Here is a 22,791-nt window from a genome sequence, read left to right on the forward strand (position 1 = left end):
CGCGCGGTAGGGAGGCCCCGGCACGGTCACCCTCGCGAACCGCCGAACTTGTCGGCGCCGACCGCTACCGTGGCCGGGGTGACGGTACTCGGCGCCATCGCGCTGCCCCAGCTCCCGCCCGAACGGCTGCCCGAGATCGCCGAGGCCGCCGAACAGAGCGGCCTGGCCGAATTGTGGCTCTGGGAGGACTGTTTCTGGGCCGCGGGCAGCGCGTGCGCGGCCACCGTGCTCGCCAACACCGAACGACTACGTGTCGGAATCGGGGTGCTGCCGGTGCCGCTGCGCAACGTGGCGCTCACCGCGATGGAGCTCGCGGCGGTGCTGCGGATGCACCCAGGCCGGTTGATCCCCGGCATCGGGCACGGCGTGCAGGACTGGATGGGGCAGGTCGGCGCCCGCGTCGACTCCCCGCTGACCCTCCTGCGCGAACAGCTCACCGCTCTGCGCGCCTTGCTGCACGGCGAAACGGTCGACGCGTCGGGCGCCTACGTCCACCTGGATCGAGTCGCGCTGGACTGGCCGCCGCACACGCCCCCGTCGCTCGCCGCGGGCGCGAGCGGGCCGCGAACCCTACGGCTGTCCGGCGAGCTGGCCGACGCCACCGTCCTCACCAGCGCCACCACGCCCGACGGCATCCGCGCCGCCCGCGAACTCATCGACGAAGGGCGCGCGAAAGCCGGACGCACCGAACCGCACCGCGTGATCGTCTACCTGCTCGCCGCCACCGGACGCGACGCGGCCGAACGCCTCGCCGCCACCCGTCGACGCACCGGTCTGCCCGACGCCGTCGGAGTCGCGGGCGACGCTCAGGCCATCGCCGACGCGGTCCACCGATGGTCGGCGGCGGGCGCCGACACCGTCGTCCTGGAACCCACACCGGACGAGCCGGATCCGCTGGCCTTCGTCCGCTTCGCGGGCGAACAGGTGCGCCCGCTGGTCGAGTGAAACCCGCATCCGCCGCGATCGATGCCGCGACCGCATCTCGGCGCTGGAAACCGAGCTCAGAACGCCGGCCACGGAATCGGCCGCGACGTCCGCGGCACCGGCATCACCGGCTGATCCAGCAACTCCTTGGTCCGGCCCGCGAGCGCATCGATCTCCGCGTCGGTGATGTGCGCGGCGAGCGCGTCGGCGAGCTCGCCGGGAAGGGCGGCCGCGAAGGCCGCGATGTCGGCGACCAGGTCGTCGCCGATCGGCCGACCGGCCCAACCCCACAGCACCGTGCGCAACTTGTGCTCACTGTGCAGGCAGATACCGTGGTCGACGCCGTACACCTGACCGTCGACGCCTTCCAGCGCGTGTCCGCCCTTACGGTCGGCGTTGTTGAGCAGGACGTCGAGCACCGCCATGCGCCGCAGACGCGGGTCGTCGGCGTGAATGAGGGAGACCTCGTTGCCCTCACCGTCCAGCGCGCGCAGCACCTCGCAGAAACCGTCGGGCACCGCGCCCGGCGGGCACAGGTCGACCAAGTCCAGGCGATTGCCGCGTTCGGTGTGGTTGTCGATCGCGTCCACCCAGCGCTGCACCATGCCGGGACCGTACGGACCCTCGCGCAGAATCGTTTCCGGGATGACGCCCCAGCCGAGGGCGTCGGAGATCAGATACGACGCCACCTCGCGCCCGGCGAGGGTGCCGTCGGGGAAATCCCACAGCGGCCGCTCCCCGCGCACCGGCTTGTACACCACGCGCAGTGGTCTACCATCGACCTCCGAGTCGACCACATCGCAGACCAGCGTCACATTGCTCGCGGTGCGTATCCGCCCGATCACACTCAGCTCACCGCTGGCGAACCCTTCGTCGACCCGCGCCACATCACTCCTCTAGCTCGGCCGCGCCGAAGATGTCCCCGCGCTTGTAGCCGTTGGTTCGCACACACATGTGCCCGCGCGAGGAGAGCGGCTCCCCGCACAGCGGGCACGGCGGGCGGCCCGCCGCGATCACGCGCGCCGAACGCAACGCGAACTCGCGGGCCTGGATCGGTGTCAGGAACACCCGGACCGCGTCGGGACCCTCCTCGGTGTCGTCGAGCACGACGGACTCGTCCACCTCGGTCTCGGTGATGGCGAGCAACTCGACAACGACGGCGCCGGCGTCGGCGTCCCAGCCCAGACCCATGGTGCCGACCCGGAATTCGGCGTCGATCGGTGTCACGAGCGGATCGGTGTCGGTCACGTCGTCGGCCTGCGGCGGCACCTGGGCGCCGAAGCGGCGCGCCACCTCGTCCAGCAGCAGACCCATGCGGTCGGCGAGCACCTTCACCTGCTGCTTCTCCAACAGCACGCTCACAACGCGCGGCTGCTGCACCGCCTGCAGGTAGAAGGCGCGATCGCCCGGCTCACCGACGGTCCCGGCGACGAAACGATCGGGGGTGCGAAATACATGGATTGCTCGTGCCATCTGCACCTCCTGATGCGTGACCCTGATCGACTACCCGCGGCGCCCGGACTCCCGAAACACCATCTACTCGTTTACAAGGAATCTCGAGGCTACGCATTCCCATTATCCGCACTAGCAGTACCACCTAGCTCGCCGCCGGGAACGGGTCCGGACGTATCGGGGCGATCCGGCTCCGCGTCGCTGTCGCGCGGTCGCGGTCTGATCGCCTCCAATGTGCTGAGGTCCGAACCGGTGTCGTTGAGCCGCCACACGTAGGGGGCGTGCGGGGTGTAGCGGACGACGCTGATCGACGCCGGTTCCACCACGATTCGCTGGAAGCCGTCCAGGTGGATGCCGAGCGCGTCGGCGAGCACGGACTTGATCACGTCACCGTGCGTGCACGCCACCCACAGCACGTCCTGGCCGTGCCGCTCGGCGAAGACGCGATCGTGCTCGCGGATCGCGGCGACCGCGCGGTGCTGCACCTGGGCGAGTCCTTCGCCGCCGGGGAACACCGCGCCGGAGGCATGCCGCTGCACGACCTTCCACAGCGGTTCGGTGAGCAGCTCGGCGATCGGCCTGCCGGTCCATTCGCCATAGTCGACCTCGATGAGCTGGTCGTCGTACTCCGGTTCCAGCCCGAGCTTGTCGGCGAGCGGGCCGACCGTGCGCTGGCAGCGCAGCAGCGGCGAGTGCACGATGTGCTGAATCGGCAGCCCGCCCAGTCGTTCGGCGACCGCGCGCGCCTGATCGGCGCCGTGTTCGGTGAGATCGACTCCGGCGCTGCGGCCGGCGAGAGTGCGGGCGGTGTTCGAGGTCGACACGCCGTGCCGCAGCAGGATCACCGTCATGCGGCCAGCCTAATGGGCGCAGCCGGACGGAGTCCGTCCATGAACCCGCGCACGGCCGGAGCGAAGGCGGAGGTACGCCTAATCGGCACAGCCGGACGAAGTCCGTCCGAAAACCCGCGCATCATGTCGCCGACACCACCCCGCCCGCGAGCAGGCCCATGATCACCAGGCCGAGCGCGATGCGGTAGCCGACGAACCAGTTCAGCGAGTGCTTCGACACGAACTTCAACAGCCACGCCACCGAGGCGTAACCGACGACGAACGACAAGAGGGTGGCGACCAGCAACTGCGGACCCGAGGCGTTGAGTCCCTCACCCGCGGGCTCGAACGCGTCGGGCAGGCTGAAGAGGCCGGACGCGGTCACCGCGGGAATGGCGAGCAGGAACGAGAACCGCACCGCGGCCTCGCGCTCCAGCCCGAGGAACAGGCCCGCCGAAGACGTGGCGCCGGAGCGAGATACACCGGGGATCAGCGCCAAGCACTGGGCGAAACCCATCACAAGTCCGTCGCGGGTGGTGAGCTGTTCGATCGGTCGCCGCTTGGCGCCGTAGTACTCGGCGGCGGCGATCACCAGCGCGAACGCGATCAGCATGAACGACACGAGCCAGAGGTTGCGCGCGCCGGTGCGGATCTCGTCCTTGAGCAGGTAGCCGATGACGCCGATCGGGATGGTGGCGATGATCACATACCAGCCGATGCGGTAGTCGAGTTCGCGCTGCCGGTCCTCGGCGAGACCCGGAGGAAGGTCATCGCCGGTGATGACGGGGAGTTTCGTGGTGACCCGGTCGGTGATCGGCACCGTCTCCCTCGACCTGGCGCTGACCTTCTCGGCCAGAGTGGTGAACCATGCGACGACGATGCGCCAGATGTCCTTGGCGAAATACACCAGCACGGCGGCCTCGGTGCCCAGCTGGGTGACCGCGGTGAACGAGGCGCCCGCGTCCTCGCCGAAGAACACCGAGGACACGATGCGCAAGTGCGCCGAGGAGGAAACCGGCAGGAATTCCGTCAGGCCCTGCACCAGTCCGAGTACCAGCGCCTGAAACCAGGTCATCGACTCGCCCACGCAACCTCCTCTTTTGTTGCCCGAAACCGCCGTTCCGGCTGGGCAATTGGTCCAGCGACGACACCGTCTGCCGGAAAAGCGGCGCCGCAATACCGCAGCGACAGTACATGTCGCCCGGTGAAGCGGTGATTCCGGCCGCTGCCCTGCGCCGCGCGGCGGGCACCGTGAGCGGCCCGCAGCATTTACGCTTGGCGCCGTGATGAAAGCGCGGATCCGGTGATGGAACAGCGGACGGTCGGACGCAGCGGCCTACGGGTGTCCCGGATAGGACTGGCGACCCACACGTGGGGCATGCAGACGGACGCCGACGACGCGGCGGGGCAGCTGGTGGCCTTCGCCGAGGCGGGCGGCACCCTGGTCGACACCTCCCCCGCGTACGCGGGCGGCGCGGCGCAGCGGATCCTGGCCGATCTGCTCGGCGACCTGGTTTCGCGCGACGAACTGGTGCTGAGCGGCTGCGCGGGCGTGCTGCCGCGCACCGAACCGGTCCAGACCACCGTGCCGGGTCCGGCGCCGCGCACCGAGATCGACGCGTCACGGCGCGGTCTGCTGCGCCAGCTCGACCGCACGTTGCTCGAACTGGGCACCGATTACCTCGACATCTGGCATGTCGCGGCCTGGGATCCGGGCACCCCGCTCGACGAGATCGCGGCCACCCTCGAACACGCGGTGCGCTCCGGCAAGGTCCGCTACGCGGGCGTGCGCGGGTTCAATCCGTGGCAACTGGCCAGTCTGGCCGCCATCGCGCCGATCTCCGTCGCGCACACGCCCTATTCGCTGCTGGCGCGCCATGCCGAAAGCGAATTCGTCCCCGCCGCACAGCATCACGGCGTCGGTGTGATCGCGTCCGCGCCGCTGGCGGGCGGCATCCTGACGGGCAAGTACCGCGACGGTGTTCCCGCTGACTCGCGCGGCGCGGACGAGGCGACCGCCGCCGAGATCCGCCACCGCCTCGACGAACGCGCGACGCGGGTGGTGGACGCGCTGGTCACCGCCGCCGACGGGCTCGGCACCTCGCCGCTGGCGGTCGCGCTGGCCTGGATCAGGGACCGGCCCGGCATCGCGAGCATGATCGTCGGTGCCCGCGACATCGGACAGCTCACCGGCGTGATGGCCGCCGAGACGCTCGAATTGCCGCGCGCGATCGCGGCCGCACTGGACGACGTCAGCGCGCGCACGGAATGAGGCGGCCCGACAGTGCCTATTAGGCTTGCCTTCATGAGGCTCGTCGACCGTGCTCGTCCCGGGGTGGTTCGCTCCCTCCTCGCCGCCCTCGCCCTGATACTGATCGCCGGTACCGCGGCATGTGGCAGTGACAGCGAAGCGACCGGTTCCGGACAGCGCGGGCCGAGCACGGCCACGGTGGGCAACCTGGATCCGGTCCCGATCGGTCCCGCCCCGACGCCGGTGCTGCCGGTGACGGTGCGCTCCTTCGACGGCACGGAGGTGACGGTCACCTCGGCCGAGCGCATCATCGCCGCCGACCGCTACGGCACCCTCGCCCAGACCGTCTGGGCGCTCGGCCTCGGGCCCAACCTCATCGGACGCAGCACGTCGGCGGCGTTCCCCGCGGTGCAGAACCTGCCGAACGTGACCGGCGGCAGCGGCTCGCTGAACGTGGAATCCATTCTGGCGCTGCGTCCCACGGTGTTCCTCACCGACACCACCAGCGCCGCGCCCGCGGTGCGCGAGCAACTGCGCGCGGCCGGGGTGACGGTCGTCTACTTCGATCCGCAGCGGACCATGGACGGGGTGGCGCCGCAGATCGAGGCCGTCGCCGCCGCGCTCGGCGTCCCCCAGCGCGGGCAGGAGCTGGCCAAGCGCACCCGCGACGAGATCGCGGCTGCGTCGGCCGCGGTTCCCGCTCAGGACAAGCCGTTGCGCATCGCGTTCCTGTACCTGCGCAGCACCGCCATCACCATGATGGCCGGGCCTGGTTCCGGCGCCGACTCGCTGATCACCGCGATCGGCGGCGAGGACGCGGGCACCGTCGCCGGACTCACCGAACCGTTCACCGCCATCACCAGCGAAGCGATGATCGGCGCCGCGCCCGACGTCCTGCTCGTCATGACCGACGGACTCAGCTCCGTCGGCGGCGTGGACGGCCTGCTGAAGGTCCCCGGTATCGCGCAGACACCGGCCGGGAAGAACAAGCGCGTGGTCGACATGTCCGACGCGGTGCTGCTCAGCTTCGGCCCGAACACCGGGCGCGTGGTCGCCGCGCTCAACGAGGCCGTCTACGGCGCCAAGCCCGCATGAGCGACCCGGCTCGCACGTCTTCCGGAACTTCGGCCAACGGCGTCGGACCCGCGCCCGCGAACGGTGCGCGCGGTGGACAGCGGCCGGAGGTTGTCACCGCCGCACCGGCGGGGCCACCCGGGAACGCCGCCCCTCACGGCGCACCGATTCCCACGAGCACGCGTTCGGTTTCCCGCATCACCATCGCCTTCGCCGTCGCCATCGCCGCGCTGGTGGTGCTGGCGCTCGCCTCGGCCGCCATCGGACAGGTGCCGACATCGCCCGCCGAAGTCGCGGGCAGTGTCCTGCACCGGATCGGTCTGGACTTGGGACCGTTGCCCGCCCATCCGTCCGGTGACGTCACGCTGTGGGAAGTGCGCTTCCCGCGCGTCGTGCTGGCCATGCTGGTGGGCGCCGCGCTGGCGACAGCGGGTGCGTTGTTGCAGGGTGTGTTCGCCAATCCGCTGGCCGAGCCGGGCGTCATCGGCGTCTCGGCGGGCGCCGCGGTCGGCGCGGGCACCGTGATCGTGGTCGGTGGGGCGTTCGTCGCCGCCTGGTCGGTGGCCGCCGCGGCGTTCGTCGCCGGGCTGTTCACCACGCTGCTGGTGTATCTGCTCGCGCGATCCAACGGCCGCACCGAAGTGGTGACCCTGGTGCTCACCGGCGTCGCCATCAACGCCTTCGCCGGTGGTCTGATCGCGTTCCTGCTGTTCGTCGCCTCACCCGCGGCCCGCGATCAGATCGTGTTCTGGCAGTTGGGCAGTCTCAACGGCGCGAACTGGGATTCGGTGGCGGTCGTCGCGCCGCTCGCCGCGCTCGGTGTGTTCGCGGCGATCGTGGTGGCGCCGCGCTTGGATCTGCTCGCGCTCGGTGAGTCCGCGGCCCGCCACCTCGGCGTCGACGTGGAACGGCTGCGGCGCAACGTGATCGTCATCGTGGCGGTGCTCGCCACCGCGGGCGTCGCGTTCACCGGAATCATCCTGTTCGTCGGCCTGATCGTGCCGCACCTGGTGCGGATGATCGTCGGCCCCGGTCATCGCGTGCTGATTCCGCTCAGCGCCATCGTCGGCGCGGTGGTGCTGCTCGCCGCCGACGTCGCCGCGCGATCCCTGGTCGACAACGCCGACCTGCCCCTCGGCATGCTCACCTCCCTCATCGGCGGACCGTTCTTCTTCTGGCTGCTCCGACGCACCCGTGCCCGCGCCGGAGGGTGGGGATGAGCGCGATGCTTGCGTGGACGCACGAGAAGCCGACACAGACCGAGCCGCAGGTGGTGATCTCGTGAGTGGAATGCGGCAAGGCCTGGGCGCGATGCTCGGACGGACCTACGAGGAGCCGGCCCGACCCGAGCGCGGAGCGGTGACCTTGCGGGCGCGCGGGTTGAGCGTGGACCGGCGAGGCGGCGCGAGCGGCCACGCGCGCCGAGTACTCGAAGCCGTCGACTTCGAGGTCGCCGCGGGCGAAGTCGTCGCGCTGGTGGGACCGAACGGGGCCGGTAAGTCCACGCTTCTTGCCGCATTGGCCGGTGAGCTCGCGCCGAGCGAGGGCAGCGTCGAACTGGACGGTCACGCTCTCGACCACTGGACCCCGCTGGACATGGCGCGCAGACGGGCGGTCTTGCCGCAGAGCCACACCGTCGGATTCCCGTTCACCGCGCGCGAGGTCGTCGCCATGGGCCGCGCGCCGTGGGTGCGCACCGCGCGCGGCGAGCGCGACGAGGAATTCATCGCCGCCGCGATGACCTCGGCCGATGTCGGCCATCTGGCCGCGCGGTCGTTCCCGACGCTGTCCGGAGGCGAACGCGCGCGCGTCGCGCTGGCCCGCGTGCTGGCGCAGGACACCGCCACCTTGTTGCTCGACGAACCCACCGCCGCATTGGATCTCGGCCATCAGGAAGCGGTTCTGCGTTTGGCGGCCGAGCGGGCGGCGGCGGGCGCGGCGGTCGTCGTGGTCTTGCACGATCTGGGCATCGCCGCCGCCTACGCCGATCGCGTCGCCGTGCTGGAATCCGGCCGCATCGCCGCCGACGGCCCGCCCCGCGAGGTCCTCACCACCGAACTGCTGAGCCGCGTCTACCAGCATCCGGTGGAAGTCCTCGACCACCCGGTCACGGGAGCCCAACTGGTCCTCCCCGTCCGCCGCTGACCATCCGCCGCGACAACTTCTGCTCCGTGCGGCCCGAACGCCGGTGTGCGGTGCCCGATCACCGAAGCGTTCCCGACTGTGCTCAGGCGAAGTAGTGGCCTTGATCGAGGTCTAGAAGGAGTCCCGGCCGGGTCGGCTTCCATCCGAGGAGTTCGTGGGTCAGCGCGCCGGAGGCGGGCTGGTCGATGGCCAGGAGGTGGCCCAGGAAGCCGAAATTCTCGGCCGGTGCAGGCCCGGTCGGAAGGGTCAGATGCCGACCGATCGCGGCGGCGATGTCGCGAGTCGGAACTCCCTCGTCGCCGACAGCGTGCAGGACCGATCCCGCCGGAGCCTGCTCGAGCGCGAGGCGGAACAGGTGGGCGGCGTCTTGGACGTGTACAGCGGGCCAGCGGCTGGTTCCGTCGCCGACGTAGCCGGAGACGCCCTTGTCGCGGGCGATGCCGATGAGTTGGGCGATGAAGCCGTGATCGCCGTCGCCGTGGACCGAGCGGGGTAGCCGCACCACCGACGGGCGGACGCCGCGCGCAGCCATCGCGAGGGCCATCCGGGCATTGGCGTCCCGGCCTGCCGTTGGGGCGTCGGGGGCAGACTGGTCGTGCTCGGTCGCGACCTGGCCGGGGACGGCCGGCGTCCCGGCGGTGATCACCAGCGGTTTGCCGGAACCCTCCAGCGCCGCGCCCATCGCCTCGATGGCCCGCGCGTCGGCCTGGATCGATTCGGCGAATCTGCTGAAGTCATGGATGAACGCCAGGTGGATCACCCCGTCGGATCCGGCGACGCCTGCGTGCAAGACCTCGAAATCGTCCAGATCGCCGCGAATCACCTCGGCCCCCGCTCCGGTGAGGGCGGCGGCCGAGGCGTCCGATCGGGCCAGGCCGAGGACTTGATGGCCCGCACCGATGAGTTCGGGGACGACGGCCGAACCGACCCAACCGGACGCGCCCGTGACGAATACCCGCATAAGAAGCTCCTAGCTAGTGATGACACCTGATGACATCAGAGTACGCCACGATGACATCGGGTGTCATCAGGAAAGATGGGGAGACAAGGAACTACGAGGAGGTCGATAGTGGGTCGTTGGGAGCCGGACGCGCGTGGTCGCCTGGAACGGGCGGCGCTGGCGCTCTATGCCGAGCGCGGGTTCGACCAGACCACGGTGGAGGACATCGCCGTCCGGGCAGGGCTCACCAAACGGACCTTCTTCCGCCACTACGCGGACAAACGCGATGTCCTGTTCGCGGGCGCGAGCGTGTTGCAAGAGTTGGTGGTGCGTGCCGTCGACAGTGCGCCGCCGACGTCGAGCGCCATCGGCGCGGTCATCGTGGGCCTCGAGGCCGCCGCGGATCTTTTGCGGGAACGCCGCGAGGAGGCCGGCGCACGCCAGGCCGTCATCGACGCGAACCCAGAGTTGCAGGAGCGCGAGCTGGTCAAACTGTCCACGCTCGCGCAGGGTATCGCCGAGGCGTTGCAGGGGCGCGGCATCGCGGCCCGGACGGCGACCCTGACCTCCGAAGCGGGAATCGCGGTATTCAGAGTCGCTTTCAACCGCTGGATCGCCGAGGCCGGACGGCGAGACCTGGTGCCGCTCATCAACGAGACGCTCGACGAACTGAGGGCCGCCATCTCGGACGACCTTTGAAAGTCCACGAGCCCTTTGCCGGCTCAGCCGAACCGGTCCGCGGGATCACTCCCCGACCGGAACCCGCAATCCACCCTCGGCGACGATCCGGACCGTCGCGTTCACACCCCACAGCACGAAGAACCCGATCCCGAGCACCGGCGTCACCGCGACGGCCCAGGCCACCGCTCCCCCGCCGAACCAGATCACCTCGAGTCCCACCCGCCACCACCCGGTGAGCGGGAACCGGGCGTTGGCCGCCGCGCCGAACAACGCCCACATGAGCACGAACAGGGCGGGTGCGATCACACCGGCGGCGAGCCTGGTCAACAGACCGCCGGACAGCGTGAAACCCCAGAACGCCGCGCCCGCGAGGACTCCCAGTTCCAACAGGAACATCAGAAACAGATTCGCTCCGATCAGCGCCCGCCGCATACCTTCATCTCCAGATCAGTTTCAGCACCGCGGGCGTGAGCAGCATCCGGATGACCGTCGCGTCGATGATCAACGCCGCGATCATGCCGTAGGCGATGTATTTCATCAGCACCAGATCGGAGAAGCCGAACGCGCCGGTCACCACGATGAGAATGGCGGCGGCCGAGGTGATCACGCCGCCGGTGTGGGCGATGCCGTACCGGATGGCTTCCGGTGGGTCGGCTCCGGCCTCGCGTGCTTCGGCGACCCTGGAGAGCAGGAAGACCTCGTAGTCGGTGGACAAACCGAACACCACCGTCACGATCAACGCCAGCACCGCGAACATCAACGGTCCCGGCGTGAAGCGGAAGACCTCCGACCCGTGTCCCTCCACGAAGATCCAGGTGAGGATGCCCAGCGTGGAGACAAGGCTCAATGCGCTCATCGCGACGGCCTTGAGCGCGAGCACGATCGAACGAAACGCCACGTAGATGACCAGTAGCGCGGTGCAGATCAGGATCGCCAGCAGCGCGGGCAAACCCTCGAGTAATCCGTTGATGCTGTCGCGTTCCAACGCGGGCACCCCGGCCACCATCACCTCCACCCCCGGCGGTTCGGGGATGGCGCGCAGCGCCGCGATCACGGCGTCGGCGTCGCGTTTGTCGGTGAGCCCGGCGTTGAGGACGTTGACGCCGTCCTTGGTCGGCGCCGCCGGTTCGAAGCGCCCGGTCAGTCCGGGCACCTGGTTGGCTTCGTGGCGGATATCGCCGAGTTGTTGCGAATTCGCCCCGACCACCACGAGTTTCAACGGTTCGGTGCGGAAGCTGGGAAACAGCTCGTCGAAGTCTTCCTGTGCGACGCGGGCCGGATTGTCCTCGGCCAGATAGCGTTCGCTGATCCCGCCGAACTCGATATTGCGCAGCGGGATGCTCAGCGCAAGCAGCGCCAGCACGATCGGCACCGCCACCGCCCACGGCCGTCGCATGGCGAACAGCGCGAGCCGGGAGAAGAATCCGGCGTCGATCTGGGCTTCGGTCTTGGTGCGGGAGAACCGTTTCCAGCCGAGGAAGTCGATGTGCCTGCCGACGATGCTCAGCGCGGCGGGCAGCGCCGTCACCGAGAGCAGCGCCGCGAGCAGCACCGAGCTGATGCCGCCGTAGGGCACCGAGCGCAGCACGCCGTTGGGGAAGATGAACAGCGCGGCGAGGCTGATCACGATGATCGCGGCCGAGAACAGCACCGTGCGTCCCGCCGTGGCCACGGTGCGTGCGGTGGCCTCCTCGACGCTGCGCCCGGCGGCCAGTTCCTCGCGGAAGCGGGTGACGGTGAACAGGCCGTAGTCGATGGCGAGGCCGAGGCTGACCAGCGTCATCACCGCGTTGGCGAAGACGTTGACCTCGATGTGGTCGGTGAGCACGCGCAACATGCCCTGCGTGCCCATGATCGTCATCCCGCCGATGATCACCGGCAGCAGCGCACCGATCACCCCGCCGAACACGAAATACAGCATGATCGCCACGATCGGCAGCGCTATCAGCTCCGCGCGGTGGATGTCGTTCTGCATCCCGGTGTTGATGCCCTCGACGATCGGCTGCAACCCCGCCAGCTGCACCGTGGTTCCGCCCGGTCCGCCGCCCGCGCTGCCCGCGCCGAGCGAGTCCTTGATCGCGAGATAGTTCTCGACGGTGTCGGTGCCCTCGCCGCGCAGCCCGACGCTGGCGAAGGCGTGTTTCTTCGTCGGGTCGCTGGCGCTGGCCGTGAACGGGCTGTCCCAATAGCTGTCGATCTTCAGTATCCGGTCCGGATAGCGTTCGAGCAGGCCGCGCAGCTGGGCGGTGACCGCGGCGCGGACCTCCGGTGAGTCGACGGTGCTGCCCTCGGGCACGGTGTAGACCAGGATCAGGTCGCTGTCGGTGTCACGGCCGAAGGTGGCGTCGGCGAGTTCGGACGCGGCCACCGATTCGCTGCTCTCGTCGAACCAGCCCTCCTGGCTGAGCCGGTCGATCAGATCGCGGCCGTACCAGCCCGACAGCAGCACGGCCAGCACGAACCCCGCGAGCACGAGATAGCGGTTGCGGTGGACGAACCGGCCCCACCCCAGGAAACCCGAATGCAGCATCGATGCGCCGAGCCGCTACCCGCACGCCGGGGTGCGGTAGTCGGCCGAGCGCAGGATGCCGCACAGGTCGGTGCGCGAGATCTTCCAGCGGCCGTCGAGATAGACGAAGTGCACCACCGTGGTGCGCACGGCGGTGCCGGTGCCGTCCTTGTCCAGGCGCATGGTGGCGGTCAGGGTGCCGTCGCGATTGTCGAAGACGGGATCGGTGACGCCGTAGATGGCACGCGGGTTGTCCTGCAACGCCCGGTACATGTCGGGGATCGCTTCGCGGAACGCGTCGCCGTCCTCGATCAGCGCGGTGCGTTCGGTGTCGGGCAGCGCGGGATCGAGCGCCCGCTTGATCTGGGCGTCGAGTTCGGCGGCGGTCGGTATCGGCCGGTTGGCGATCTCGCTGGAGGTGGCGGCGGCGGAGGAGGACAGTTCGGCGATGGCCTTGGAGCGGGCCGCCTCGACCGAGGCCTCGTCCGGCCCCGAATCGCACGCGGCGGCCGCGGCCACGGTGACACCGGCGGCCAAGGTCAGCGCGATTCGGGAGATTCGTATGGAGTGCATCACTACCTACATACCATCGATGACGGAACTGATCCGTCCCAGCAGAGCGCGCACGGTCGTGACGTCCCGAGCGGCGGCCGTCTCGACCGGGGCGGCGTCGGGAATCATGTCGCGCACCAGCGCGACCACGCTGCGTTCGTCGTCCAGATCGACGTCGGTGACCCGCACTTCGGCGACCGCGACAACATCCTCCGGGCCTGGCACGTCGTTGCCGAGATCGGCTCGATAGATCTCCAGCGTCAAGATCGAGCGCACCGTGCGGAACGCGTACGGCCTGCCGTCGGCGGTGGTGCCGAACCCGTGAGCAAACGGACCAACGGTTATGTCATCGATGGCAAATCCCGATGCGTGGTCGGCTTTCAACCGGATCTCCCTGAGTCTGACACTGTTTGATTACACCGTAACCCCCATCACGGGTAATTCGGTGCTGCCGCCACCCCGGTCGGCAGAGGTGTTGCGCCATCATGGTCAGATGGTGACGTCGCGTTGATTCGTCGGTAGGAGGAGTTCGGTGGTGCGCCCTCGCGGCTCGGTCCCCTCAGCGCTGGTGGGCGTGGCGGTGCTCGCGCTGCTGGCCGGATGCTCCTCCGACAAGGGCGAACCCGACGTCCCGACCCGCGAACCCGCCACCGCGGCGGTGGCTCCCGCGCCGCAAGCCGCTCCCGCGGGTGACGTGATCGGCGTGAACGCCCCGATCCGGGCGATGCTCGCAGACCCCGGCACCGGCCAGCTCGCGGCGCTCGACAAGAGCAGCGACGACACCGCCGTCCTCTTCCTCATCGACCCGGCGACCGCCGGTCGACGCACCGTCACGCTGCCCGCGCACGGAACCAGCCTGTCCGCGGGCGAACCCGGCGAGATCCTGGTCACCGCGACCGGCTGGATCTTCCGCGTCGACGTCGCCACCGGCGCGGTCACCGAGACACCCGTCGAGGGCGACCCGCGCTCGGTCCGGCAGCGCGAAGACGGCACGCTGGTCGTCGGCACCGCCGACGGCGCCGTGCGCATTCTCGGTCCCGGCGGCGACGTCCGCGACACCGTCTCCGGCCTGGTCTCGGCCGACGTCGTCGCCGTCACCGGCGATCGCATCGCGGTGCTCGACCGCCGCCAGACCTCCGTCACCGAGATCGACCCCGCCGAGGACCACCTCGGGCTCGCGCTGCGCGCGGGCGACGGCGCGACCAACATGATCTCCGACCACTTCGGCAGGGTGATCGTCACCGACACCGCAGGCGAGGAACTGCTCGTCTACACCACCGGACCACTCGTCCTGCGCCAGCGTTTCCCGGTAGGATCGTCGCCTTACGCGCTCACCTACGATCGACGGTCCGACACCGTGTGGGTGACGTGCACCCAGAGCAACGAAGTCGTCGGATTCGATCTGTCGACGGGTATACCGAAGGAAGTGGGACGCTATCCGACCGTCCGGCAGCCCGAATCGGTGACCGTGGACGAGCGCACCGGTGACCTGTTCGTCGGATCCGCCACCGGTGACGGTGTCCAGCGGATCCGCGCGGACCAGCTGAAGAGAGGGCAGTGATGGCGCCGAAAAGCTCCCGCGCAGCGTTACCGGCGAACTGGGAGACCAGCAGCGACGACTACGAATACGTCCCGCTGCGCTTACCGAAAGACGTGACCAGGGTGACCGCCTCGATGCGCCTGGCGATTCAGGCCGAATTCGGCGGATGGGAGCTCTCGCGCGTGCGCGCCTACACCGACGGCAGCCGCAAGGTGTTGCTGCGTCGTCGCAAGACCTCGCTACTACCCCAGCCCGAGCCGGGGATGTGAACCGGATGTACGGACTGCTGCTTCGCCTGATGTTCTTCGTTCCGCCGGAACGCATCCACCACCTGGCCTTCGCGGCGATGCGCGTCGCCGCCCGGTTCGCGCCGACCAGGCTGCTGCTGAAGCGGCTCGCCGTCGTCGACGATCCGATCTTGCGCAACACCGTTTTCGGCGTCCAGTTCCGCGCGCCGCTCGGCTTGGCCGCCGGTTTCGACAAGAACGCCGAGGGCGCCGACATCTGGGGTCCGTTCGGCTGGGGTTTCGCCGAGATCGGCACCGTCACCGCGCAGGAGCAGCCGGGCAATCCCGCGCCGCGGCTGTTCCGGCTGCCCGCCGACCGCGCGCTGATCAACCGGATGGGCTTCAACAATCACGGCGCCGCCCGCGCCGCCGAGCAGCTGCGCGCCAAGGCCGCCACCGTCCCGATCGGCGCCAACATCGGCAAGACCAAGGTCGTCGAACCCGCCGACGCCGCCGACGACTACGCGACCAGCGCGGCCCTGCTCGGCCCGCTGGCCGACTTCGTCGTGGTCAACGTCAGCTCCCCCAACACCCCCGGTCTGCGCGACCTGCAGGCCGTCGAATCGCTGCGCCCGCTGCTGCGGGCCGTGCTGGACACCGTGCGTGTTCCGGTCCTGGTGAAGATCGCCCCCGACCTGTCCGACGACGACATCGACGCCGTCGCCGACCTCGCGCTGGAACTCGGCCTCGCGGGCATCGTCGCCACCAACACCACCATCCGCCGCGACGGGCTGCGCACCGACGCCGCCGAGGTCGCGGCCATGGGCGCGGGCGGTCTGTCCGGCGCCCCCGTCGCCGAACGCTCACTCGAAGTGCTGCGCCGCCTGTACCGGCGGGTCGGCGACCGGCTCGTGCTGATCTCCGTCGGCGGCATCGAAACCCCCGACCAGGCCTTCGAGCGCATCCTGGCCGGCGCCAGCCTGCTGCAGGGGTACACCGGCTTCATCTACGGCGGCCCGTTCTGGACCCGCAAGATCCACCGCGGCCTCGCCGCGCGCCTGCGCGAACACGGCTACACCTCGATCGCCGAGGCGGTCGGCGCGGAGAACGTCGCGCGAACCTGACTCCTGCCGCGTCCTCGGGGCGCGGTCATCCGTACACGCGGGGCGGTCCGCTCGTGCGCTGCGACACGCACCGTGCGCGCGGGCCGCTCGGCGGATCGCACGCGCCCACCGGGCCCGGCGCTGACTCGTCCGGCCGGTCGCGCAGCCGGGCCACGATCCGCTTGTGCAGCAGGACGATCGCGTGGTCGAGCAGGATGCCCAGCCGGTCGGCGCGTTCGGCGGCGTGGGCCTGCGCGATGCGGTCGTGCACCATGTCCGGGTCGCTGAGCAATTCGTCGAGTTCCATGCCCGCGAACGCCTGAGCGCGCGAGAGTGTGCGACCAGGCAACCAGCTCAGCCGCCAGGTGTCGGCGCCCTCGCGGTAGGCCGATTCGGGGGTCAGGTCGCTGATCATGGTCCACTCGGTGGTTTGAATGGTCATGGCTGCCTCCGGTACTACAGCCCGAGCAGAATCTGCTCCAGGGGAATTCCGAGTTGTCCGGCGTCGCGCACCGCCCGCGGATGGGCGATCGGGTCGTGCCAATAGGTCTGGGTGCTGACGATCTCGGCGAGATCCATCCCCGCCAGTGCCTGTTCGCTGGTGAGCAGGCGGTCGGGCAGCCGGCTCGGCCGCCACGACTTGGGACATTTGTCGGCGATCACCAAGGCCCTCCCGAGTCCGCTGGTGGGACGAACAGATCGCCCAAAATCAGTGTGGCATTTGCCTTTTGTCCGGTCAATTGCCGGAGTATCTTGGGGATTGCCGGTCTCATTGCCCGCTAAACACCCGTATCGGGGCAATCTCCGCAAATGCACAACGAATTGGCAACGACGCGATGGAGGGCGGACTCGCCGATGGCTCCGCAGGATCCCCGCACGATCGCGGTTCGCGACATCCTCACCCGCTTGTGCACCTACTACGGTCTGCGCCCGGAACGCTTGGGCAGCACCGAGATCGACGTCACCAGCCTGCTCGAGCTGCCGGTCGTGCGCCAGCACGCGCAGCGCACCGGGCGGCCCGCGAGCGAGTCCCTGCTGCCGGTCGTGCGCGAGACGGCGCGGCGGTTGCCGCCGACCGATCGCCTGATCGCCGATTCGTCGTTGGCGCTCGGCCTTTTTCGTGACAACCCCCCTGACGGCGTCGATCTCGCCCGTCTCTACGCCGACAAGCTCGGCCCGCGCCGCGAGTATCTCGTCGAGCACTGGGTGCGACTGCACCGGGCGCTCGGCGCCGACCGCATCCCCGAAGCGCCGACGGTCAAGCGGCTGCGGACCTCGTCGGAGGGCGACACGTTCACCGCCTTGGCCGAGCTGCTCACCGCCGACCAGGGCTACACCATCCCCAAGGCGATGCCGAGCGGCAAAATCCTTGTATCGCTGCCTGATTCGGTGCGTCGGCCCAAGTCGGTGACGGTGGTCGGCGACGCCGTCATCGATCATCTGTATCGCGTCGACGGGTTTCCAACCGCCGACCGAGCGGCCAATGGCAGCTTCACCCGCCCGCCCGGGGGCAAGGGCCTCAATCGCGCGGTGGCGGCCGCACGCCTCGGTTTGGATGTCGCGCTGGTCTCTGCGGTCGGAGACGACGAGGACGGCGCGGAGATCCTGGATTTCCTGACCAAGGAGAACGTCAGCTGCGATCTGGTGAAAACCATTGCGGGCGGGCGCTCCCCGGTCACGGCCGTGATCATGGATTCCAGCGGCGAGACCAGGCTGATCGGGTGCAAGGACAACCGGGTCAAACTCGAAGTGGCCGACCTGCACACCGGGGCCGTGCATGCGGCGTTGGCGAGTTCGGAGGTGGTGCTGCTGACCCTCGAGCACCCCAAGGGCATCGCCGAACAGGTGCTCGCGATGGTGCAAGGCATGCGGCCCCGGCCGAAGGTGATCGTCTGCCCCTCGCCGAGCCCCGCTGTGCCACAAGACCTTTACCAGTATCTCGACGTCGTGGACTACCTGGTCGGATCGCCGTCGGAACTGCAGGCGATGCTGCCGGTCGTCTCGACCGCCTCCACCGCCGACAGCGCGCAGATCCTGCGCGGGCTCGGGGTTCGGGCGGTGTGCGCGATCGAGGGCTTCCGCTGCTCGGTGCTCTCCGAGCGCTTGAATCTCGATGTCGGCCAGTTCCACGGGGCCTTGAAGAATTCGCCGGGCGCCGCCGCCGCGTTCTCGGCCGCGTTGGCGTGCCGTCTGATCGAAACCGACGGCGAGCTGGCCGCGAAGGATTTCGTCTGGGCTACGGCGGCGATGATCCCCACTCAGCAGTTGGGTGCGGTGCCGCGCGCGATGCCGGACAAGGAGCGTATCGACGACGTGGTTCGGCAGGGCAGTAGGTCGTGATCAGGGGTTCACGACCAGCGCGGCCCGACAGCGAATTTTAACGCAAAAGACCTGGTAGAAACATGCGCGTTACGCTACGCGCGGGGTACATTCTCGAGGTCATCTCGGATGTGCGGCCGTGGCCGCACCTGTTGAGTCGGAGGAGCGGTTGACGACGGTTGCGTCGGATCTTGCCGAAGCCGGTCATCGGTTCACGCGCAAGGGGCGTGACACTCGCGTTCGCGTGATCGAGTTACCCGATCGCGGCGACGGAGGCGGCCACATTCTCGTCTTCGGGGACATCACCGATGGTTGTCTGGTCCGGGTGCATTCGCGCTGCCTCTACGGCGAGGCGCTGCGGTCGGACGACTGCGACTGCGGCCCGGAACTGGACAAGTCTCTGGACATGATCCAGGACGCCGGGTCCGGCGTGCTGGTCTATCTCGAACAGGAAGGCCGCGGCGCCGGCCTGCTCGCCAAGGCGCGCGGGTACCTGGAGAGCGAACAGTCCGGCGAGGACACCTTCACCAGCTACGAGAAGCTGGGCTATCCGCCGGACGCGCGCTCCTACGAGCAGGCGGCCCGCGCGCTGTTCGACGTGCTGAATCTGCGCAGCGTCCAACTGCTGACCAACAATCCGGCCAAGATGCACGCGCTGCGCGAGGCCGGTCTCACGGTGCAAGTCGTGCCGCTGGTGACCGAGGCGTTGAGCCAACGCGCCATCGACTACCTCGACGCCAAACGCCGCAGGCGCAGGCACTGGATTCCCAACGGCGAATCGCCGTGGTCGGCCGAGCAGACCATACTGCCCAGGCCGGATGCCGCCGAGCCGCCACTCGAAAGCGCGCCGCCGGTTCTGGTCTAGCCCCTGCTGCGATGCCCGGCCTGCGGCTACCATAGATGGATTGTGCGACTGGGGATTCCGCAGTTCGCCGTACCGCTGCAGCGTGCATCGGAGGGGCATGGACCAAGCGGCATTCCAGCTTCGCGAGACCGGGCATCGGCTGACTCGCAAGGGGCGCGAACTCCGCGTTCGAGTCATGGCGATACCCGGCGCCGAGGACGGCGGGCACGCCATGATCTTCGGTCCGATCGCCGATGCCTGCTTGGTCCGCATCCATTCGCGCTGCCTGTACGGCGACGCGCTGCGCTCCGACGATTGCGATTGCGGGCCCGAGCTCGATCTGTCGATGGACATGATCCAGGACGCCGGATGTGGGGTGCTGGTCTATCTCGAACAGGAGGGCCGCGGCGCCGGATTGGTGGACAAGGCACGGGGATTGCGCACCAGCGAGGTGTTCGGCCTGGACACCTTCGACAGCTACGAGCGGTTGGGGCTGTGCGCCGACACCCGCTCCTACGAGAACGCGGCCCGCGCGCTGCTGCACCTGGGTCTGCGATCGGTGCGGCTGCTGACGAACAACCCGGACAAGGTGCGCGCGCTGACCGATCTCGGTATCGCGGTCACGGTGGTGCCGTTGGTGACGCGGCCGCGCAGCGAGCGTGCCCGCCGGTATCTGGAAGCCAAGCGACGCAGGCGCGGTCACACGATCCCGGACGAGAGTGTGTCGTGGTCGGGGCTCGGCCGTTCGGTGGGGCGCTTCCGGTGGTTCACGCCCGGCTGCTGGTGGCGTCGGCTGCTCGCGCTGTAAAGCCCGTCACTTTTGCCCGGGTCTGGCTACCATGAGTGAGCCGCGCCACTCGTTGACGCCGCATCTGGCGAGAAGATGACATAGAGTCTGGCGCATTGCGTCAGCGGTTGGCGCCGAGCGCATCGGGTCGGTTCACCGACAGGATCATCGGGAACAGGGAAAATGAGCACTACAGAAATCGGTTTCGCGCACGAATCAGGCAAGACGGTCTACACCGTTCCCGAGGCGTTCCAGGAGACCATCAAGCTGCGGCCAGAGGCGGTCGCGTTGCGCACCGTCGGCGGGACGACGGAGATCAGCTGGCGGGAATACGGCCGACGGGTCGAATCGATCGCGGCCGGACTCGCGGCGCTGGGCGTGACCCGCGGCGACACCGTCGGGATCATGCTCACCAACCGGCCCGAATTCAACCTCGTCGACACGGCCGCGCTGCACTTGGGCGCGACACCGTTCTCGATCTACAACACCAGCTCCCCCGAACAGATCACCCACCTGTTCACCAACGCCGAGAACAAGGTGGTGGTCACCGAACGCGCGTTCCTCGACGTGATCAACAGCGCGGGCGTCGAGCTCGCGCACATCATCGTCGTTGACGGCCCGGCCACCGGCGCGACCACGCTGGAGGAGGTCGAGGCCAACCCGGCCGCCGACTTCGATTTCGCCGCAGCCTGGCAGGCCGTGGAGCCCGGCGATCTGGCCACCCTGATCTACACCTCGGGCACCACCGGTCCGTCCAAGGGTGTGGAGATCACCCACCGCAACGTGCTCGCCCAGATCATCGCGCTGGTGAACGGCGCGCTGCCGGTCGGCTTCGACGACCGGGCGATCTCCTACCTGCCCGCCGCGCACGTCGCGGACCGCATTTCCGGGCACGCCATCAGCCTGCTCACCGGCATCCTCATCACCTGCGTTCCGGATCCGCGCGAGATCGCCGCCGCGCTGCCCGACGCCCGCCCGACCGTCTTCTTCGGCGTCCCCCGGGTGTGGCAGAAGATCAAGGCGGGCATCGACGGCAAGCTGGCCACCGAACCGAGCCCGGTCAAGCGGTCCTTGGCGAACTGGGCCATCGGCACCGGTGTCGCCGCCGCGCGCGCCGACCTCGCGGGCAAGGGACGCGGCCCGGTGCTCGGGTTGCAGTACAAGCTCGCCGACGCGCTCGTGCTGTCGAAGCTGCGCCACGCCCTCGGCTTGGACAACCTGAAGGTCGCCGCCTCCGGCGCGGCCGCCATCCCGCCGGAGACCCTCGAGTACTTCCTCGGCCTCGGCTTCACCGTCACCGAGGTGTGGGGCATGTCGGAGACCACCGGCGTCGCGACCTACACCGAATTGGACAAGCCGCGCCCTGGTTCGGTCGGCCGCGCGGTGGACGGGCTCGAGCTGCGCCTCGGCGAGGACGGCGAGCTGCTGGTGCGCGGCCCGATCGTCACGCCGGGCTACCGCAAGCAGCCCGACAAGACCAAGGAGGCGCTCGACTCCGACGGCTGGCTGTCCACCGGCGACGTGGCGACCATCGACGCCGACGGCTACGTGCGGATCGTGGACCGCAAGAAAGAACTCATCATCAACGAGGCGGGCAAGAACATCTCCCCCACCAACATCGAGAACGCGGTGAAGGCGGCGTCCTCGCTGGTGGGTCAAGTGGTGGCGATCGGAGAGGCCAAGCCCTACATCTCCGCGCTGATCGTGCTCGACCCCGACACGGCCGCCATCCGCGCCAAGGAAATCGGCGCGCCCGCCGAGGATCTGGCCGCGCTGGCCACCCGCAAGGAGATCGTCGACGAGGTGCTCGCGGCCGTCGAGGCCGGTAACCGCAAGCTTTCGCGCGTCGAGCAGATCAAGCGCTTCACGATCGTCGGCAAGGCGTGGGAGCCGGGCGGCGACGAGCTGACCCCGACCATGAAGCTCAAGCGCAACCCGATCGCGGCGAAGTACGCCGAGGAGATCGCCACGCTGTACGTCAACCCGCTGCCCGAGACGGTGGTCAACGTCTCCTGAGTCGTGCCGGAAGAACTGTGGCCCCGAGCGGAAAGCTCGGGGCCACGGCCGTTTTCGCGCGCTTTTACTGCTCGTAGGTGCCGATCAGGGTGGCGCGGGCCAGGGTGTGCGAGAACAGGTTGAACCCGAGGTAGGCGGGCGTCGCGTCGGCGTCGATGCCCAGGCTCTCCACGTCCACCGCGTGAACCACGATGAAGTAGCGGTGTGGGCCGTGGCCGGGCGGCGGTGCGGCGCCGACGAATCCGGCGAAGCCGCCGTCGTTGCGCAAGGTCACCGCGCCCGAGGGCAGCGAACCGCCCGCACTGCCGGCCCCGCTGGGCAGCGAGGTGGTCGACGCCGGGATGTCGGCGACGGCCCAATGCCAGAAGCCCGAGGCCGTCGGCGCGTCGGGATCGTAGACGGTGACGGCGAAACTCTTGGTCTCGGCGGGGAATCCGGACCAGGATAGCTGCGGGGAGATGTCCTTGCCCCCGGCGCCGAACACGCCGCTGACCTGGTCGTTGCCGAGCGGGCTTCGGTCGGTGACGTCTTCGGAGGTGAGGGTGAACTCGGGGACCTGCGGTAGTGCGTCGTACGGGTTGTAGGTCATGGTTCCTC

25 protein-coding genes are annotated in these 22,791 nt (G+C 69.2%); 13 read left to right on the forward strand and 12 right to left on the reverse strand.

Annotation, left to right across the window (positions count from 1 at the left end; all coding sequences use genetic code 11):
* The first annotated feature begins 78 nt into the window (after positions 1 to 78).
* Positions 79 to 945 carry an LLM class flavin-dependent oxidoreductase gene (locus FB390_RS22190; protein ID WP_141810672.1) on the forward strand — a complete coding sequence of 289 codons (867 nt, stop codon included), beginning with the start codon at positions 79 to 81 and terminating at the stop codon, positions 943 to 945.
* Between the two features lie 56 nt (positions 946 to 1,001).
* Here FB390_RS22190 and FB390_RS22195 read toward each other — a convergent pair whose 3' ends face one another.
* The 4 genes from FB390_RS22195 to FB390_RS22210 all read right to left on the reverse strand — a co-directional run bounded on the left by FB390_RS22195 (position 1,002) and on the right by FB390_RS22210 (position 4,281).
* A complete protein-coding gene (locus FB390_RS22195; protein WP_141810673.1) occupies positions 1,002 to 1,811 on the reverse strand; it encodes an SCO1664 family protein in 810 nt (269 codons plus the stop codon).
* Between the two features lies 1 nt (position 1,812).
* Positions 1,813 to 2,397, reverse strand: a complete 585-nt coding sequence (locus FB390_RS22200; protein ID WP_067783416.1) for a DUF3090 domain-containing protein — start codon at positions 2,395 to 2,397, stop codon at positions 1,813 to 1,815.
* Positions 2,398 to 2,486: 89 nt separating this feature from the next.
* Entirely contained in the window at positions 2,487 to 3,227 is a 741-nt protein-coding gene (locus FB390_RS22205; RefSeq protein ID WP_141810674.1) for a histidine phosphatase family protein, read from the reverse strand.
* A gap of 121 nt (positions 3,228 to 3,348) precedes the next feature.
* Complete coding sequence (locus tag FB390_RS22210) at positions 3,349 to 4,281, reverse strand: undecaprenyl-diphosphate phosphatase (RefSeq protein ID WP_141811954.1); 933 nt, start codon at positions 4,279 to 4,281, stop codon at positions 3,349 to 3,351.
* A 231-nt stretch (positions 4,282 to 4,512) separates the two neighbouring features.
* On the opposite strand from FB390_RS22210, the gene FB390_RS22215 reads away from it, so the two are divergent.
* The 4 genes from FB390_RS22215 (at position 4,513) to FB390_RS22230 (ending at position 8,676) form a co-directional block, all read left to right on the forward strand.
* Positions 4,513 to 5,478, forward strand: a complete 966-nt coding sequence (locus FB390_RS22215) for an aldo/keto reductase (RefSeq protein WP_141810675.1) — start codon at positions 4,513 to 4,515, stop codon at positions 5,476 to 5,478.
* A 33-nt stretch (positions 5,479 to 5,511) separates the two neighbouring features.
* The gene (locus FB390_RS22220; RefSeq protein ID WP_141810676.1) at positions 5,512 to 6,552 is read left to right on the forward strand and encodes a heme/hemin ABC transporter substrate-binding protein; all 1,041 of its coding nucleotides are present in this window, start codon (positions 5,512 to 5,514) and stop codon (positions 6,550 to 6,552) included.
* Entirely contained in the window at positions 6,549 to 7,751 is a 1,203-nt protein-coding gene (locus FB390_RS22225; RefSeq protein WP_246124159.1) for a FecCD family ABC transporter permease, read from the forward strand. Before FB390_RS22220 ends, FB390_RS22225 begins: the two co-directional genes overlap by 4 nt.
* Before the next feature lie 70 nt (positions 7,752 to 7,821).
* A complete protein-coding gene (locus FB390_RS22230; RefSeq protein ID WP_141811956.1) occupies positions 7,822 to 8,676 on the forward strand; it encodes a heme ABC transporter ATP-binding protein in 855 nt (284 codons plus the stop codon).
* Between the two features lie 82 nt (positions 8,677 to 8,758).
* On the opposite strand, the gene FB390_RS22235 is transcribed toward FB390_RS22230, so the two are convergent.
* Positions 8,759 to 9,637 (reverse strand): SDR family oxidoreductase, encoded by an 879-nt coding sequence (locus FB390_RS22235; RefSeq protein WP_141810677.1) that lies wholly within the window; start codon positions 9,635 to 9,637, stop codon positions 8,759 to 8,761.
* A gap of 108 nt (positions 9,638 to 9,745) precedes the next feature.
* On the opposite strand from FB390_RS22235, the gene FB390_RS22240 reads away from it, so the two are divergent.
* Positions 9,746 to 10,315: a TetR family transcriptional regulator gene (locus FB390_RS22240; protein WP_141810678.1), complete on the forward strand. Its 570-nt coding sequence runs from the start codon at positions 9,746 to 9,748 to the stop codon at positions 10,313 to 10,315.
* A gap of 45 nt (positions 10,316 to 10,360) precedes the next feature.
* Here FB390_RS22240 and FB390_RS22245 read toward each other — a convergent pair whose 3' ends face one another.
* Genes FB390_RS22245 through FB390_RS22260 form a run of 4 tightly spaced genes read right to left on the reverse strand, consistent with a single transcriptional unit; the run spans position 10,361 to position 13,742 of the window.
* Positions 10,361 to 10,693: a YrdB family protein gene (locus FB390_RS22245; RefSeq protein ID WP_221639345.1), complete on the reverse strand. Its 333-nt coding sequence runs from the start codon at positions 10,691 to 10,693 to the stop codon at positions 10,361 to 10,363.
* A gap of 40 nt (positions 10,694 to 10,733) precedes the next feature.
* Positions 10,734 to 12,827, reverse strand: a complete 2,094-nt coding sequence (locus tag FB390_RS22250; RefSeq protein ID WP_141810680.1) for an MMPL family transporter — start codon at positions 12,825 to 12,827, stop codon at positions 10,734 to 10,736.
* A gap of 15 nt (positions 12,828 to 12,842) precedes the next feature.
* Positions 12,843 to 13,379 (reverse strand): WKL family lipoprotein, encoded by a 537-nt coding sequence (locus tag FB390_RS22255; protein WP_141810681.1) that lies wholly within the window; start codon positions 13,377 to 13,379, stop codon positions 12,843 to 12,845.
* Between the two features lie 6 nt (positions 13,380 to 13,385).
* The gene (locus tag FB390_RS22260; RefSeq protein WP_141810682.1) at positions 13,386 to 13,742 is read right to left on the reverse strand and encodes a hypothetical protein; all 357 of its coding nucleotides are present in this window, start codon (positions 13,740 to 13,742) and stop codon (positions 13,386 to 13,388) included.
* A gap of 148 nt (positions 13,743 to 13,890) precedes the next feature.
* Between FB390_RS22260 and FB390_RS22265 the strand changes: the two genes are divergently transcribed.
* The 3 genes from FB390_RS22265 to FB390_RS22275 are packed head-to-tail and all read left to right on the forward strand — an operon-like array spanning position 13,891 to position 16,249.
* Complete coding sequence (locus FB390_RS22265) at positions 13,891 to 14,919, forward strand: YncE family protein (RefSeq protein WP_342780426.1); 1,029 nt, start codon at positions 13,891 to 13,893, stop codon at positions 14,917 to 14,919.
* Entirely contained in the window at positions 14,919 to 15,167 is a 249-nt protein-coding gene (locus FB390_RS22270; RefSeq protein ID WP_067783446.1) for a DUF5703 family protein, read from the forward strand. Before FB390_RS22265 ends, FB390_RS22270 begins: the two co-directional genes overlap by 1 nt.
* Before the next feature lie 5 nt (positions 15,168 to 15,172).
* Positions 15,173 to 16,249 (forward strand): quinone-dependent dihydroorotate dehydrogenase, encoded by a 1,077-nt coding sequence (locus tag FB390_RS22275; RefSeq protein ID WP_141810683.1) that lies wholly within the window; start codon positions 15,173 to 15,175, stop codon positions 16,247 to 16,249.
* 25 nt (positions 16,250 to 16,274) lie between these two features.
* On the opposite strand, the gene FB390_RS22280 is transcribed toward FB390_RS22275, so the two are convergent.
* Together FB390_RS22280 and FB390_RS22285 are read right to left on the reverse strand one after the other, a co-directional pair.
* Positions 16,275 to 16,670, reverse strand: a complete 396-nt coding sequence (locus FB390_RS22280) for a hypothetical protein (protein ID WP_185757134.1) — start codon at positions 16,668 to 16,670, stop codon at positions 16,275 to 16,277.
* 14 nt (positions 16,671 to 16,684) lie between these two features.
* Positions 16,685 to 16,891, reverse strand: coding sequence for a hypothetical protein (locus tag FB390_RS22285; protein WP_141810684.1), 207 nt, complete (start codon positions 16,889 to 16,891; stop codon positions 16,685 to 16,687).
* Between the two features lie 192 nt (positions 16,892 to 17,083).
* On the opposite strand from FB390_RS22285, the gene FB390_RS22290 reads away from it, so the two are divergent.
* The 4 genes from FB390_RS22290 (at position 17,084) to FB390_RS22305 (ending at position 22,194) form a co-directional block, all read left to right on the forward strand.
* On the forward strand, positions 17,084 to 18,568 hold the full coding sequence (locus tag FB390_RS22290) for a PfkB family carbohydrate kinase (RefSeq protein WP_141810685.1): 1,485 nt from the start codon (positions 17,084 to 17,086) through the stop codon (positions 18,566 to 18,568).
* A 223-nt stretch (positions 18,569 to 18,791) separates the two neighbouring features.
* The gene (locus tag FB390_RS22295; protein WP_246124160.1) at positions 18,792 to 19,412 is read left to right on the forward strand and encodes a GTP cyclohydrolase II; all 621 of its coding nucleotides are present in this window, start codon (positions 18,792 to 18,794) and stop codon (positions 19,410 to 19,412) included.
* 97 nt (positions 19,413 to 19,509) lie between these two features.
* On the forward strand, positions 19,510 to 20,199 hold the full coding sequence (locus FB390_RS22300) for a GTP cyclohydrolase II (protein WP_141810686.1): 690 nt from the start codon (positions 19,510 to 19,512) through the stop codon (positions 20,197 to 20,199).
* A gap of 162 nt (positions 20,200 to 20,361) precedes the next feature.
* Positions 20,362 to 22,194: an AMP-dependent synthetase/ligase gene (locus FB390_RS22305; RefSeq protein ID WP_141810687.1), complete on the forward strand. Its 1,833-nt coding sequence runs from the start codon at positions 20,362 to 20,364 to the stop codon at positions 22,192 to 22,194.
* Positions 22,195 to 22,258: 64 nt separating this feature from the next.
* Here FB390_RS22305 and FB390_RS22310 read toward each other — a convergent pair whose 3' ends face one another.
* Entirely contained in the window at positions 22,259 to 22,783 is a 525-nt protein-coding gene (locus tag FB390_RS22310; RefSeq protein WP_141810688.1) for a YbhB/YbcL family Raf kinase inhibitor-like protein, read from the reverse strand.
* Positions 22,784 to 22,791 lie beyond the last annotated feature (8 nt).

Source organism: Nocardia bhagyanarayanae, from assembly GCF_006716565.1.
Lineage (GTDB): Bacteria > Actinomycetota > Actinomycetes > Mycobacteriales > Mycobacteriaceae > Nocardia > Nocardia bhagyanarayanae.